The organism is Lacinutrix undariae, assembly GCF_052934785.1.
Genome location: NZ_CM128809.1, coordinates 2,143,691 through 2,158,888 on the forward strand (window position 1 = coordinate 2,143,691; position 15,198 = coordinate 2,158,888).

Consider the following 15,198-nt stretch of genomic DNA (forward strand, 5'->3'; position numbering starts at 1 on the left):
TTTATTTCAAAAATAACTATTATATAAAAGATATGTTGTGTGTTAACATTATTTTTAACACAAAAGACCTGCTAAGTGTTTATAGCAGGTCTTTTTATGAAGTATATTGTTATTACTTTCTAATAATAGTTTGCTTTCTGTCTGGTCCAACAGAAACTATAGTAATAGGTAATTCTAATTCTTTTTCTAAAAATTCTATATATGAATTTAAAGCTTCAGGGAATTGAGATACTTCCGACATTTCGGTTAAATCTTCATTCCATCCTTTAAAATCTGTGTATATAGGTTTGATGTTTTCTGGTTCAATATTATAAGGAAGGTGGTTAATAACGTCTCCTTTATATTCGTAAGATGTACATACTTTTAGGTTTTTAAACCCAGAAAGTACATCTCCTTTCATCATTATTAATTGTGTAACACCGTTTACTTGACAAGCGTAACGTAATGCTACTAAATCTAACCAACCACAACGACGAGCACGTCCTGTTGTTGCTCCAAATTCATGTCCTACGGTTGCCATAGTTTCTCCATCTTTGTCAAATAACTCAGTAGGGAATGGGCCAGATCCAACACGAGTAGTGTAGGCTTTAAAGATTCCAAAAACTTCACCAATTTTGTTTGGTGCAATTCCTAAACCTGTACAAGCTCCAGCTGCTGTTGTGTTTGATGATGTTACAAAAGGGTAGGTTCCAAAATCAATATCTAATAATGATCCTTGAGCTCCTTCTGCTAAAATAGATTCACCAGATTTTTGTGCTTGGTGTAAATATTCTTCAGAATCAATAAATTGTAAAGATTTTAAAACTTCAATAGCTGCAAAAAACTCAGTTTCTAAGTCTTTTAAGTCATATTGAATATCTACGTTGTAAAACGAAATCATCGCTTCATGCTTATCTGCAAGTGCTCTGTATTTGTCTTTCCAATCTGCTAATTCGATATCTCCAACACGTATTCCGTTACGTCCAGTTTTATCCATGTAAGTTGGTCCAATACCTTTAAGTGTTGATCCAATTTTTGCTTTTCCTTTAGACGTTTCACTTGCCGCATCTAATAAACGATGTGTTGGTAAAATGATGTGAGCTTTTCTTGAAATAAGTAAAGACTTTCTGTAGTCAACACCTTGTTCTTCTAGCTTGTCTAATTCTTTTTTGAAAATTACGGGGTCTATTACAACTCCATTACCTACGACGTTAGCTGTGTCTTCATGGAAAATCCCTGATGGAATTGTGTGAAGCACGTGCTTTTTACCGTTAAACACAAGTGTATGTCCTGCATTTGGACCTCCTTGAAAACGTGCGATAATGTTGTATTTTGAGGTTAATACATCGACAATTTTTCCTTTGCCTTCATCTCCCCATTGTAAACCAAGTAGTAAATCTACTGCCATTATAAATGTGTTAGTTATGTTGTTTTGTTGTTTTTTGTACCGTAAAAATAGAGTGAGTGGTTATTGATGGTAATATCAAAAACCTCTTCAATTGTTTTCTTTATGGATTGAATCCTAGGATCACAAAATTCTATAACTTCACCTGTGTCTGTTAAAATAACATGATCATGTTGTTTGTCAAAATAAGACTTTTCATAGTGCGCCTGATTTTGTCCAAACTGATGTTTTCTTACTAATCCACAAGCTAAAAGAATCTCTATAGTATTATATAGTGTTGCGCGACTTACGCGATAGTTTTTGTTTTTCATTTTTATGTATAGAGATTCTATATCAAAATGTTCTACACTATCGTATATTTCTTGAAGAATAGCATAACGTTCAGGAGTTTTCCTGTGTCCTTTATCTTCTAGAAACGCTGTAAATACGTTCTTTACAATTTCCTGATTTGTTTGTTCTGTTTTCACGCTCATAATAAGTTGCAAATTTACACAATTTTTACACTCTAGTAACCTTATCTATCCCATTAATTTTTTTTAGGTTATCCATAAGCTTTTTTAACATTGAACTATTGGTGACTATAACGCTAATTTGTCCTGAAAATATCCCATGATTACTTTCAAAACTTATGCTTTTCATATCTACATGCATATTTGATGAAATAACTTTGGTAATATTATTTACCAAGCCTAAATTATCAATACCAGATAGTTTTATTTGTGCTGAAAACTTTTGCTGTGAGGAGTCAACCCATTTAGCAAGCATAACACGATAGGCATAATTAGACTGTAAACTTAATGCATTTGGACAATTCTTTTTATGAACTTTTAGACCTTCATTTATGGTTAAAAAACCAAAAACAGGATCTCCAGGGATCGGGTTACAGCAATTTGCAAACTTGTAATCAAGCTTTTCCTCTTCTTTTCCAAAGACTAACGAATCAAATTTTTCAGTAATTTCATCTCTATCAATCTCTTCTTTCGGAATGGTTTGCTTTCGGCTAATTTTGTTTTTTATAAAACTCATTAACGCGTTACTTCTAGAAGCTGCAAATTCTTTTAACATCGTATTATCAATGGTTCCCACACCAACTCTATAAAATAAATCTAGACTTGTTTTTAATTTAAAATAAGTCACTAAATCATTTATAGAACTTTCATTTAAAGTGATTTTAAGTTGTTTTAACTTACGCTTTAAAAGTTCTTTCCCATCTGCTGCAACTAATTTTGTAGCTTCTTTTAATGAAGATTTAATTTTGCTTCTGGCTCTTGCTGTTGTTGCATAATCCAGCCAGTTTGGATTGGGTTTAATATGTTCTGAAGTTAATATCTCCACCTGATCACCACTTTTTAACTCGTGACTTAGCGGTACCAGTTTTCCGTTTACTTTGGCACCACGAGTTTTCATACCAACTTGTGTATGTACATTAAAAGCGAAATCTAATGGTGTGGCCCCTTTTGGTAAAGATTTTAAATCTCCTTTAGGTGAGAATACGTAAATTTCTTTTGAGTAGAGGTTGAGTTTAAATTGTTCAACAAAATCTACGGCATTATTTTCGTTACTTTCTAAGGCTTCTTGTAGTTTATTTACCCAAGTATCAAGTGCATCTTCGGTATTTCCTTCTTTATATTTATAGTGTGCCGCATACCCTTTTTCTGCAATCTCATTCATACGCTCACTACGTATTTGAACTTCTACCCAGCGGCCTTTTGGTCCCATTACAGTAATATGTAATGCTTCGTATCCGGTAGATTTAGGCGAAGAAATCCAATCACGTAGTCTTATAGGATTAGGAGTAAAGTGATCGGTAACAATAGAATATATTTTCCAAGCTAAAAATTTCTCATTAGCTACATCAGATTTGTATATAATTCTTACAGCAAATTTATCGTATACTTCTTCAAAAGTTACGCCTTGTTTTGCCATTTTTCGTTTTATAGAATAAATAGATTTTGGGCGTCCTTTAATCTCATAGTTTAAATGTTCTCTATCTAAAGAATCTTCAATAACTTTTGAAAACGATTTAATATAAGCATCTTGCTCTTCTTTACTTTCCTTTATTTTAAAATGAATTTCATTATAAATTTCAGGCTCAGTATATTTTAATCCTAAATCTTCAAGTTCTGTTTTTATATTGTATAAACCAATACGGTGCGCCAATGGTGCGTAAATGTATAAGGTTTCCGAAGCTATTTTTTCTTGCTTATCAGGACGCATAGAGTCCATAGTTTGCATATTGTGAAGTCTGTCGGCAATTTTTATAATAATCACACGCACATCGTCATTCAATGTCAATAACATTTTACGAAAATTTTCAGCTTGAGTAGATACATCAGTCTCTTTACTCAATGATGAAATTTTTGTAAGTCCGTCAACAATACGCGCAACGGTTTTTCCAAACAAGCGTTCAATATCTTCTTTAGTGTAATCTTCGTTATCTTCAACAACATCATGCAATAACGCTGCAGCAATACAGGTGGCATCTAACCCAATTTCTTGAGCTACAATTTTGGCAACAGCAATGGGATGAAAAATATAGGCTTCACCAGATTTACGGCGTTGTTCTTTATGTGCATCTACCGCGACATCAAAAGCATGACGAATAAGTTTTTTATCCTCATCGGTTAATGTTTGGTAGCTCACTTTAAGTAGCTCCTTGTAAGCCTTTGCTATGGCTGAGTTTTCTTTTTCTATAGCTTCTTCTGTCATAAAACTAAAGTATGAATAAGAAACGTAATGCGCAATAGTTTTTTGCTGTTTTACTTAATAATAGGTGAGAATTTTAAAAAGAAGGCTATTTTTTTAAGTTTTTAAAGCGCTGTAATAAAGTAGGGTGAGAGTAATGCATAAAAACATAAGCTTTATGTGGTGTTAAATTGCTTAAACTGTTTTTTGATAATTTTTTTAATGCTGAAATTAACGGGGCAGATTTGTACGTGTTTTTCGCATAATCATCGGCTTGATATTCAAACTTTCGTGATAGCCAATTCATAATTAAACTTGTAATTTCTGAAATTGGAGCATATAACATTCCAAAAGCAATTAAGCCAATATGAAAACTTGGTATTGAAACTCCCAAAGCATTTGATAATAAAGGATTTGAAATAAAAATAGATAAGATGTAGAAGGTTATTCCGGTAAGTAAAACCGATGATACTAAATTAAATACAATATGTTTTTTCTTATAATGACCAACTTCATGAGCTAAAACAGCTACAATTTCTTCGTCTTCCAAATCATTAATTAACGTATCGTAAAGTGTGACGCGTTTTTCGCTACCAAATCCCGAAAAATAAGCATTGGCTTTTGTGCTACGTTTTGAACCATCAATACTATAAATTTTGTCAAGATTAAAACCTACAGAAGCGGCATATTCCGAAATTTTATCACGTAAACTTCCCGCCTCTAAAGGCGTTTGTTTATTAAATAATGGGACAATTAATTTAGAATAAAACAGATTCATGAATACTGTAAATACTGTGATTATTCCCCAAGCATATAGCCAAAATTGATTCTCAGTTAATTGATACACCCAGATAATTAAAGCTAAAATACCACCACCAACAATCGCCATCATTAGTAAGCCTTTTAGTTTATCTATAATGAAAAGTTTTTTTGTGGTTTTATTAAAACCAAATTTCTCCTCAATCACAAAAGTGGAGTAGTAAGCAAATGGTGTTGAAATAATTTCGCTACCTAACATAATAATTCCGAAGAAAATTAAAGCAATCACAATTGAATGTTCACCAAAATGTCTAGCAAAATCATCAACAATTTTAAAACCATCAAGTATTAAAAAAGCTAAAGTTAGTGCGAGTGAAAATGACGATTGCACAATACCAAATTTATGATTTGTAGCCTTATATTTTTGCGATTTTAAATATTCGTCTTTATCATAAACATCAGATAATTCCTCAGGAAGTGCATCATTATAATGTTTCGCATTTAGCGCATTTAAAACTTCGTCAACAATAAAGTTAACCAATATAATAGCTATTATAATGTAAAATAATATTGAGGCCGTCATAATATGTGGTAATAAATTAGTTGAAGTTGCGTTGGCGTTTGGCTTCAAAAATTAAAATTCCGGCAGCAACAGAAACGTTCATTGAATCTATTTCTCCTTGCATTGGAATGATAATGTTTTGGGTAGAATTTACGCGCCATTCGTCACTTAATCCCGTAGCTTCAGTACCTACAATTAGTGCTGTTGCTTGTGTGAAATCTTGCGTATGATAAGGAACAGATGCTTGTAAAGCGGCACAATACATATTAATGTTATTGGCTTTTAAAAAGGCTATAATTTCTTCAGTAGTTCCCATAGCAATTTGGTTGGTAAATACACAACCTACGCTAGAGCGGATAATATTTGGATTGTATAAATCGCTTTTTGGATTGGCAATAATCACCGCATCGGCATTTGCAGCATCTGCAGTACGTAATAATGCGCCAATATTTCCTGGTTTTTCTGGAGCTTCAGCAATTAAAATTAAAGGTGTTTTGGTGTTAAAACTGATGTCTTTAATATGATGCGTTTTACTTTTAGCTACGGCTAAAATACCTTCAGTAGTATCGCGATGTGCTAATTTTTGGTATACTTCTTTTGATATTTCTATAAATTGCGCTGCTGTAAACTCTAATGCTTTTATTTGCGCTTCAGTAATTAATCCTGAATAAAACAAAATAGTATCAATAGTAAAGTCGCCTTTTAAGGCTAATGAAATTTCGCGTTGTCCTTCAATTAAAAATAAGCTCGTTTTTTTACGTTCGCGCGCTTTTTCTTTTAGTAAAAAAAGTTGTTTAATATATGGGTTTTGCGTGCTAGAAATTTCTTTATAATACATGTTGTTTTATTCAGGATCTATAAGAATAGCTGCAAATTTACACTTTTATAAATATGTTTAAGCGGTTTTACTCTTGTGTTTCTAGTTTTTTAGAATAACGTTTCCAAAGTTGCGTTTGGTGGGTTTCTAAACTTAAATCGCGTCCGTCAATAAATGCACGAGAAATAAGGTTGGTTCTCATATCTAAAGCATCACCATCACTAATAAATAAAGTAGCGCTTTTACCAACTTCTAGAGAGCCATAAGCGGCATCAATACCTAATATTTTTGCTGTATTTAAAGTGATTAATTGTAAAGCTTGTGCTTTTGTTAACCCATGAGCTACGGTTGTTCCGGCTAAAAAGGGTAGGTTTCTAGAGTTCATACGTTCCATATCTCCACTGTTTTCTAATCCTACAAGTACACCTTTGTCTGTAAGTGTTTTTGCTAATTTATATGGTAAATCGTAATCATCATCATCACTATTTGGTTTGGAGTGTACACGTTGTAATAGTACGGCAACATTATTTTCAACTAATAAGCTCGCAACATTACTCGCTTCATAACCACCAACAATAACCATGTTTTTTATCTGTTGTTGGTTTTTAAAATGAATAGCGTCTGTGATGCTTTTTTCGTCATTTACATGTACGTAAAGTGTTTTTTCGGCATTAAAAATACCGTTTAAAGCTTGATACGGTAAGTTAGTAACGGTTTTATCACCTTTATTATAACTTTTAGCTTCGTTAAAATAGTTGCTTAAAGTTGTTACTTGTTCGGTGTATTTATCATTTGCTTTTAATGCAGGATCTTCACCGCGCCACCAACGCCCACGAGCAAAACTATTTGGCCAGTTAATGTGTAAACCATCATCTGTTTTTATAGCTGCATCTTCCCAGTTCCAAGCATCAAATTGTACAATTGATGATGTTCCAGAAATACGTCCGCCACGAGGAGTCACTTGCCCAATAAGTACACCGTTAGGTCGCATAGATTCTACCACTTTAGACTCGGCATTGTAAGCAATTAAACTTCTTATATGCGGATTCATTAATCCTAATTCTTCTTCGTCGTCACTTGCTCTAACGGCATCAATTTCAACCAAACCTAATGTAGAGTTTGGGATAATAAAACCTGGATATATATGTTTTCCTTCGGCATTAATAATGGTCATACCGTTTGTGTTAATTTCACTATTGTTACGTGTTGTAACGTTGCTTATTTTTCCGTCAGAAAAAATAATAACACTGTTTTCTATAACAGTTCCATTTCCTATGTGTGCTGTTGCGCCAGTGATAGCAATGGTTTTTTGTTGTTTGTTAGCGGGTGTTTGTTGTGCGAAACTTACCGAAACACACAATACTATAAGTCGTAAAAATGATTTTTTAAAATAGGTCATTGTTATATATGTTTTAATATTGGTGTTCGTGATCTACGGAGTCGCAGTGTAAATACATTTTCTCTTTTTTCTTAACAGGTTGTGTTTTTAAACCTTTGTTTTTGGCTTGTAACATCATGTTAATAAGTGTGCTTTTTTCATCTTTAATTTGCGCACGTAATTGTGTGTCGCGTTCTAAATCAAAATACGTTACACCTTCAATAAGCGTTTTTTCTGCTTTAGCATAAATGGAAAGTGGATGTGCTGTCCATAATACTACATCGGCATCTTTACCAATTTTTATACTTCCAACGCGATCATCAATATGTAATAATTTAGCAGGATTTAATGTGACAAATTTCCAAGCATCTTCTTCACTTACGCCACCATATTTAATGGTTTTTGCAGCTTCTTGGTTTAAACGGCGCGACATTTCGGCGTCATCACTATTAATTGCTACGGTAATTCCTGCGTTATGCATAATTGCCGCATTGTAAGGAATAGCGTCATTAACTTCGTATTTGTATGCCCACCAATCGCTAAATGTTGATCCACCAGCACCATGAGCTTTCATTTTATCGGCCACTTTATAACCTTCTAAAATATGTGTAAAGGTGTTCACTTTAAAGTTGAATTGCTCTGCAACTTTCATAAGCATATTAATTTCACTTTGTACATAAGAATGACATGAAATAAAACGCTCGCCATTTAAAATTTCAACCAAGACTTCTAGTTCTAAATCTTTTCTGTACGGTTTACCACTTTTCTTTTTAACGTCGTATTCTTGAGCTCTTGTAAAATAATCGATATATAATTGTTCCACACCCATACGAGATTGTGGAAATCTAGAAGTGCTAGACCAGTTAGATTGTTTAACATTTTCTCCTAAGGCGAATTTTATAAACTTAGGACTCTCGTTATAAATTAAATTAGGAGCCGTTTCTCCCCATTTTAATTTAATAATTGCCGATTGTCCTCCAATAGGATTTGCCGACCCGTGTAATATTTGAATAGAAGTGACACCTCCGGCAAGATTTCGGTAAATACTTACATCGGTAGGGTCAATAACATCTTCAATAGAAACTTCTGCAGAAGAATTTTGTCCACCTTCATTAATTGAAGCTGCAGCGATATGCGAATGCTCGTCAATAACACCAGAAGTTAAGTGTTTTCCTGTGGCATCAATAATTTTGGCATTTTTGCTAGATAAGTTTTCACCAATTTTGGCAATCTTTCCGTTTTTAATTAATACATCGGTAGCTTCTAAAATCCCTTCTTTTTCGTTGGTCCAAACAGTAGCGTTTTTAAACAGAATTGTTTCTGCTTCAGGACGTGTTTTAAAACCATAAGGTGTGTTGGGGAAGGTTACAGGAAAAATAACTTTATCATCTAATTCGGTTTCCTTTTTTTCTTCCTTTTCTTGAAGCGTTACATTTGTGTTTGCTGTTTTTAAAGGTGTTGCAGAAAATGCTAATTCGTTACCATTAGAAAGTATTGTTTTTCCTTTTAATGCCGAATTGTAATCTGTGTTAGCTACGATACGTATAAAATTTTGAGCTGTTGAATCTTCGCTAGTCATTGAAACGTTTATCCAATCTTCTTTATATGAAATTTTAGATCCAAATTCTTTATCGTTACTTGTTATTTTAGATTTCAGTTTGCTTAATTCGCCACTTAAAACCATTAGATAAGTTTTATCTTTTATCTTAAACTCGTAAGATCCTCTAATATCTTTAGTGTTTAGGTCTTCAAAAACTGAAGGTTGTCCTTGTACCCAGTTTTGGTAGAGTGTTGTTTTTTTATCAAACACATCACCAGAAGTAATTAAAAAATTAGCATAACTACCATTATTAAGTGATCCTATAAGGTTAGATTTCCCTAATAATTGTGCAGGAATAGTTGTTAAAGCTTCAAGAGCTTTTTCTTTTGATAAACCGTAGTTGATAGCTTTAATAAGGTTTGCTTTAAATTCTTTAGGCGATTTTAAATCGTGAGTTGTAAAGGCAAAAGTGATATTATTATCGGCAAGCACTTTAGGATTTGTAGGTTTTTGGTTCCACGCTTTCATATCTGCTAACTCAATTTTATCTGCTAAAAAAGCGTTCTCAACATCGTAAGCTTTTGGGAAATTAATAGGAATAATTAATGGCGCATTGGTGTTTTTTATTTCTGTGATACGCTCGTACTCATCGCCGCCACCTAATAAAATGTATTGAATATTATTAGCGTCTCCAATTTTATCAGCACGTAAGGCATTGATGCTACTTTCGGCAGCAAAAATTTGTACTAACTTTTTGTTTCTATTTAAAGCTTCTAAGGATAAATCTTTAGTTTTAAAGTTCCCTTTTGCATACCAATCGGCATCAATATATAATTGTTTTAGGAGTGCGATACTTCCCATAATTGACGCAGGATATGACAAGCTAGAAGTTACACTTTTTTTAAATGATAAGTATTGTGCAGATGCATCATCAATAATACGTGTTTCGTTACCTTGTGTGTTATTTAAGGTTACTAATGTTCCAGATCCTCTAACAATTCCGTCTTGTATATGAGTGTTTACAGTTCCAAAACCAGCTTTTAAATACGCAGTGGCTGTTTTAGTATCGTAATTAAAGGTCTCAATGCTTTTATTTTCTGGCATTATATGATCATTCCAATAATATCCAGAACGGTTTGAGGTATATCTAGAATTTCTTCCAGCAGAAGAACGCTTTGGTTTTTCAACTCCAAAATCGGCATACATATCAATAAAAGACGGGTAAATACTTTTTCCGCTAAGGTTAATAACAGTTGTGTTTTTAGGAATAGTTACCGTAGTTCCTGTTGCTACAACTTTACCATCTTTAATTAATAAAGTGGCATTTTCTAGAATTTGTGTTGGTGTTACATAAATTTTAGCATTTGTAAATGCCGTGTAATTTGTGTTTACGGTAACAACACCATCATTTTTTGGGGCATATTCTTGAGCAAAAATAATAGCACAACAAAAGCACATTAAGAGGGTAAGATACGATCTTATCATTAGGTTGGTTGGATTAAAATTATCTTCTAAAGATAAAAATTAAGCTCAAAAGCACCTATTATATTGCAGTTTTAACGTTTTTTAGGCGGGTTGGTTTCTATGTAATTTACCAATAATGCCACCACATAACTATAACTATTTATGCCGCCAACTTGGTTATTAGCTTTTAAGTAACTGTTGTAAGTGGTTTTAAAAAGCGGTTCGATAGGATTTTGATAATCATTCCAAAAGTTTTGTGCTTCTTCATAATTTTTAAGAATCCCAGGATTAAGTGTTTTAATAAGCATTTTGTAGGTTTCGGGGTCTCTTTTGTATAAATCATGTAAACAATGGCGTAATGCAAACGTGTATCCTGAATATTTAAAATACATGTCTTTATGATGCATTGCCGCCATACTTCCTATAAAATTAGCTTCGTTTTCGGCAGCAAAACCTAGTTGATGCGCCACTTCATGACTAGCTGTTGTGGGATATTTGTAAGACGGAATTAAGCCATCAATTTGAGCTTCGTTTGTAAACGGGTTTAAATAGCCCGAAAATCCCATGTAGGTTAATGGTAAACTATATAGCGATTTTTTAATACTCTTTGGGGAATAGGTTAACTGCGGAAATTCTTGAGATAATTCAGCATAACCTTCCGGAACTTTATCTAACAATTCTTGCTTGGTGTACGGCATTTCAACCTTTAAAGTATCGTTATTTGTAATAGCTAGATGTGTAGCGTTAGATTGTGTAATTAACGTTTTTGTAGTGGTAATTAAAGCTTCGGTACTATATTCCTTTTGTAATTCTAAAGTTTGATGGAGTGGAAGACGGTAATAATTAAACGCCCATAATAAATGAAACGCAAAATACCCTATTGATAGCGCACAAAACACATCTAGAAACCAGAATTTTGTATCTTTTATAATACGTGTTCTGTTTACAAAAAGCCACCTTAATATATATATGGTAGCAATAGTGTATAAAATGTCACCTATTGAAAACGGTAACCAACCAAAAGCATAGCGCATTAATTTTGAAATAAAAAGATATAAGCCGTTGCTGTAAAACTGTTCTACAAATTCAGGAAACTGCGCTATTATTTTAATAAAAGCAATTTGAAAAACAATTGAAAACGCTATTATGGACTTGAGGTACTTCTGCATAAATCAAAAATAGAAAATAGTTTTATAAAACTTCATCTAATATGTACCTTTGTGTAACTTAAAGTTAAAATTATGAATTCAGAAATAAGAGCATTAGAACCAAAACAACTTTGGAACAAATTTGCAGATTTAAATGCAGTACCAAGACCTTCAAAAAAAGAAGAACGTGTTATTGCGTTTATGAAAGATTTTGGAGCCCAATTAGGTTTTGAAACTATTGAAGATAAAGTAGGAAACGTTATTATTAAAAAACCTGCTACAGTGGGAATGGAAGACCGTAAAACTATTGTAATGCAATCGCATTTAGATATGGTGCACCAAAAAAATAACGATACCAATTTTGATTTTGATACTCAAGGTATTGACATGTTTATTGAAGGAGACTGGGTAAAAGCTAAAGGAACTACTTTAGGTGCCGATAACGGTTTGGGAGTGGCTACAATTATGGCAATTCTTGAAAGTACAGATATTGTACATCCTGCAATTGAAGCGTTATTTACCATTGATGAAGAAACTGGAATGACAGGTGCAATGGGACTTGAAGGTGGTTTACTTGAAGGTGAAATTCTGTTGAATTTAGATACAGAAGAAGATGATGAAATTGGAGTAGGTTGCGCCGGTGGTGTTGATGTTACTGCAACAAGAAGTTATGAGGTTGAAGAAACTCCAGAATTTAAAATAGGATTTAAATTAACTGTAAAAGGTTTACAAGGTGGACATTCGGGAATGCAAATTCACGAAGGTTTAGGAAACGCCAATAAAATTATGAACCGTTTATTATTTGATGGTTTTGAGAATTTTGGACTGCGTATTTCAGAAATTGACGGTGGTAGTTTACGTAATGCTATTCCTCGTGAAAGTAATGCAATTATTACTGTTGATGCGATGAACGAAGCATCGTTTGTTGCAGAAATTACAGATTTAGCTAACGAGATTAAGACGGAGCTAAAAACTATGGAACCAGATTTAGTTGTTGAAGTGACTAAAATTGAAACTCCAGAAACTATTATGGATCTTGGTGTGCAAGAAGGTTTAACAAGAGCTCTTTATACAGCATGGAACGGTGTATTCCGTATGAGTGCTGATATTCCTGGTTTAGTTGAAACCTCAAATAACATTGCGCGTGTAATTGTTAAAGATGGCGAAATTAAAATTGGCTGTTTAACGCGTTCTTCGGTTGAGAGCTCAAAATGGGACTTAGCAAATACATTACGTGCTGCTTTTGAGTTAACAGGTTGTGAAGTAACTTTAGATGGTGATTACCCAGGATGGACACCAAATATGGATTCTGATATCTTAAAAGTAATTGTACCTATTTATAAAGGTTTAAATAATGATGAAGAACCTCATGTTGCGGCTTGTCATGCAGGATTAGAGTGTGGTATTCTTGGTACCAATTACCCAGAAATGGATATGATTAGTTTTGGACCAAACATAAAAGGGGCGCACTCACCAGATGAACGTGCTCAGATTTCTTCAGCACAAAAATATTGGAAATTTGTTTTAGAGATTTTAAAAGAAATTCCGAAGAAATAAATTACAAGTAGTTTATATATAAAACCTTTCAATGCAATATTGAAAGGTTTTTTTTGATTTTTTTAAAATATTTTGCAGTCTTTCAAGCCTTTTAAATCTTGGAAACTACGGTTTTTCCGTAAACATATTACGGAAAAACCGTAACCTTAAGTTAAATATAAGTGTTATGTTTACTGCATATTAAGATTATGATCTCCTTAAATTAATTACCATTAATAGTTGTAAACTTTTAACTTTAATTATAATTTATGAACACAAAAACACAAAAACACAAAAACACAAAAACACAAGGAGCTATCTTAAAATAGGTGTATTGCTTTTTGGTCTATCAACTCTAAATTTTAGTTGCCAAAAAGAAGATGTAAGTATAAACGAAACATCAAACAATAGTGTCTCAACCAACGAAATTATTTCTTACAATGATTTTATTAACGCTAAAAGTGTTAATAAAAACTTACTACAAGAAGCTATAGGCGATCTTAATAGTTTGAAGTCTTCAACACACAGAAGCTTAGAAAATAACACTTTCGTTGTAGATACAACTTTAATAGGAAATGTACAACATGAAAGTGGGTATGTTTCATATACATTTAGAGTGGTTTCTGATCCCGAAGCTAATTTATTACAAAACATAATGCTTTCTCAATATGCAGATGGTACAGAAATGAACTATCTAATAGAATATAAGACAGATGTACCGGTAGGTGAGATATTAAATGGTACAACAAACCAGCACCTTACCGAGTATCGTGTAACAAAACTTATAGACCCTCAGCTTAGTTATGCAAGTCGTGGTCTTTCTGGTAGTTGGGATTGTGTAGATGTTGTATCAATAACTTCAGGTGAGTGTAGTTTTACAGCAGGTTCAGATAAAAAAGAATATGCCGATCATCCAGGTTGTTATGAACCAGACCAAATTACTCCTAGAACATTTATGACAATTACAGTCACCGAAGAATGTGAGTTTGTTGGAGGTGGTATTGGGGCTGATACTGGTTCTGATACTGGAGGTTTTACACCTATAGGAGGAGGGCCTGGAGGAGAAACAGGGAATCCCGCTGCAGGAGATGATGATACACCTTGTGAAGAAAATGGATTTACAACTACTATAGATGATGGTAATGGAGGTTGTATTTCTGGTGAAGGAGTTGTTATGGAGTTTCCTGGTATGGAAGAGGAAGGTTGTAATGATACTCAGGAATATCTTATGGAGTTATTTGCTAATACAACAATTCGTTCATATATGAATGACTTTAAAACTGGAATTTCTTCTGCATCCGGCAATTTTAAAGAAGATGGCGCTCGCTTTTCTAAGTCAGGAGATGACCTGTACATTCCTAGAAATCCTTCTATTAGAAATGGAAATAGTATAGATTATACTCCAAATTATTTAGGAAATGAAACTGTGTCTATGCACATTCATCAGCAGGTATATTATGATATGATAATCAGCTCTAATCCATTTTTTAATGCTCCTGTACCTTCTGATGATGATATTGTAGAGGTGATGAAAAATATAAAACATATTAATCAAACTAATCCTAGCTTAGTAAGTGAAGTTGTGCAGATAGTCATGACAGAAGCAGGTTTGTTTGCTATATTAATTGATAAAGAAAGTGCATTGAGTGCACTTAATACTTTTGAAACCCCAAAGGCTTTAAAAAAATTCAAGAATAAATTTTCTAGGAGAGTTCTTAAAGAATGGAATAAAGTAAATCAAAATGCAGGAGAAATATGTGATGAAGATTGTTTAAGAGATACAGTTGATAGGTATAAATTATTTATGAAGGAAACTAAAATAGGAGGTAATGTCTTGAATTCTAAAGTGCTTGAAGCTGTTTTTGATGAGAATGGGCAGCTTATTGATTGGATTTGTAATTGAAAAAAATAAAATTTAAATAAAA

At 33.2% G+C, this 15,198-nt stretch carries 10 protein-coding genes; 2 read left to right on the forward strand and 8 right to left on the reverse strand.

Annotated elements, in window-relative coordinates; translation table 11 throughout:
* Window positions 1-112 precede the first annotated feature (112 nt).
* The 8 genes from ACU4C5_RS09505 to ACU4C5_RS09540 all read right to left on the reverse strand — a co-directional run bounded on the left by ACU4C5_RS09505 (window position 113) and on the right by ACU4C5_RS09540 (window position 11,758).
* The gene (locus tag ACU4C5_RS09505; RefSeq protein WP_446843974.1) at window positions 113-1,387 is read right to left on the reverse strand and encodes an adenylosuccinate synthase; all 1,275 of its coding nucleotides are present in this window, start codon (window positions 1,385-1,387) and stop codon (window positions 113-115) included.
* A gap of 14 nt (window positions 1,388-1,401) precedes the next feature.
* Window positions 1,402-1,857 (reverse strand): Fur family transcriptional regulator, encoded by a 456-nt coding sequence (locus ACU4C5_RS09510; RefSeq protein WP_446843975.1) that lies wholly within the window; start codon window positions 1,855-1,857, stop codon window positions 1,402-1,404.
* A 25-nt stretch (window positions 1,858-1,882) separates the two neighbouring features.
* Window positions 1,883-4,093, reverse strand: coding sequence for a RelA/SpoT family protein (locus tag ACU4C5_RS09515; protein ID WP_446843976.1), 2,211 nt, complete (start codon window positions 4,091-4,093; stop codon window positions 1,883-1,885).
* Window positions 4,094-4,178: 85 nt separating this feature from the next.
* The gene (locus ACU4C5_RS09520; protein WP_446846446.1) at window positions 4,179-5,411 is read right to left on the reverse strand and encodes a M48 family metallopeptidase; all 1,233 of its coding nucleotides are present in this window, start codon (window positions 5,409-5,411) and stop codon (window positions 4,179-4,181) included.
* Window positions 5,412-5,427: 16 nt separating this feature from the next.
* On the reverse strand, window positions 5,428-6,228 hold the full coding sequence (locus ACU4C5_RS09525) for a TrmH family RNA methyltransferase (RefSeq protein WP_446843977.1): 801 nt from the start codon (window positions 6,226-6,228) through the stop codon (window positions 5,428-5,430).
* A gap of 67 nt (window positions 6,229-6,295) precedes the next feature.
* A complete protein-coding gene (locus tag ACU4C5_RS09530; RefSeq protein WP_446843978.1) occupies window positions 6,296-7,606 on the reverse strand; it encodes an amidohydrolase family protein in 1,311 nt (436 codons plus the stop codon).
* A gap of 13 nt (window positions 7,607-7,619) precedes the next feature.
* A complete protein-coding gene (locus ACU4C5_RS09535; protein WP_446843979.1) occupies window positions 7,620-10,610 on the reverse strand; it encodes an amidohydrolase family protein in 2,991 nt (996 codons plus the stop codon).
* Between the two features lie 71 nt (window positions 10,611-10,681).
* Entirely contained in the window at window positions 10,682-11,758 is a 1,077-nt protein-coding gene (locus ACU4C5_RS09540) for a DUF3810 domain-containing protein (RefSeq protein WP_446843980.1), read from the reverse strand.
* Between the two features lie 72 nt (window positions 11,759-11,830).
* Here ACU4C5_RS09540 and ACU4C5_RS09545 point away from each other — a divergent pair, with 72 nt between their 5' ends.
* Together ACU4C5_RS09545 and ACU4C5_RS09550 are read left to right on the forward strand one after the other, a co-directional pair.
* Complete coding sequence (locus tag ACU4C5_RS09545) at window positions 11,831-13,294, forward strand: aminoacyl-histidine dipeptidase (protein ID WP_446843981.1); 1,464 nt, start codon at window positions 11,831-11,833, stop codon at window positions 13,292-13,294.
* A 313-nt stretch (window positions 13,295-13,607) separates the two neighbouring features.
* Window positions 13,608-15,176 (forward strand): hypothetical protein, encoded by a 1,569-nt coding sequence (locus ACU4C5_RS09550; protein ID WP_446843982.1) that lies wholly within the window; start codon window positions 13,608-13,610, stop codon window positions 15,174-15,176.
* The last annotated feature ends 22 nt before the right edge of the window (window positions 15,177-15,198 follow it).

Excerpts from the sequence above, each read along its gene's own strand:
- ACU4C5_RS09505 (WP_446843974.1), bottom strand. The coding sequence starts at position 1,387 with ATGGCAGTAGATTTACTACTTGGTTTACAATGGGGAGATGAAGGCAAA.
- ACU4C5_RS09510 (WP_446843975.1), bottom strand. The coding sequence starts at position 1,857 with ATGAGCGTGAAAACAGAACAAACAAATCAGGAAATTGTAAAGAACGTA.
- ACU4C5_RS09515 (WP_446843976.1), bottom strand. The coding sequence starts at position 4,093 with ATGACAGAAGAAGCTATAGAAAAAGAAAACTCAGCCATAGCAAAGGCT.
- ACU4C5_RS09520 (WP_446846446.1), bottom strand. The coding sequence starts at position 5,411 with ATGACGGCCTCAATATTATTTTACATTATAATAGCTATTATATTGGTT.
- ACU4C5_RS09525 (WP_446843977.1), bottom strand. The coding sequence starts at position 6,228 with ATGTATTATAAAGAAATTTCTAGCACGCAAAACCCATATATTAAACAA.
- ACU4C5_RS09530 (WP_446843978.1), bottom strand. The coding sequence starts at position 7,606 with ATGACCTATTTTAAAAAATCATTTTTACGACTTATAGTATTGTGTGTT.
- ACU4C5_RS09535 (WP_446843979.1), bottom strand. The coding sequence starts at position 10,610 with ATGATAAGATCGTATCTTACCCTCTTAATGTGCTTTTGTTGTGCTATT.
- ACU4C5_RS09540 (WP_446843980.1), bottom strand. The coding sequence starts at position 11,758 with ATGCAGAAGTACCTCAAGTCCATAATAGCGTTTTCAATTGTTTTTCAA.
- ACU4C5_RS09545 (WP_446843981.1), top strand. The coding sequence starts at position 11,831 with ATGAATTCAGAAATAAGAGCATTAGAACCAAAACAACTTTGGAACAAA.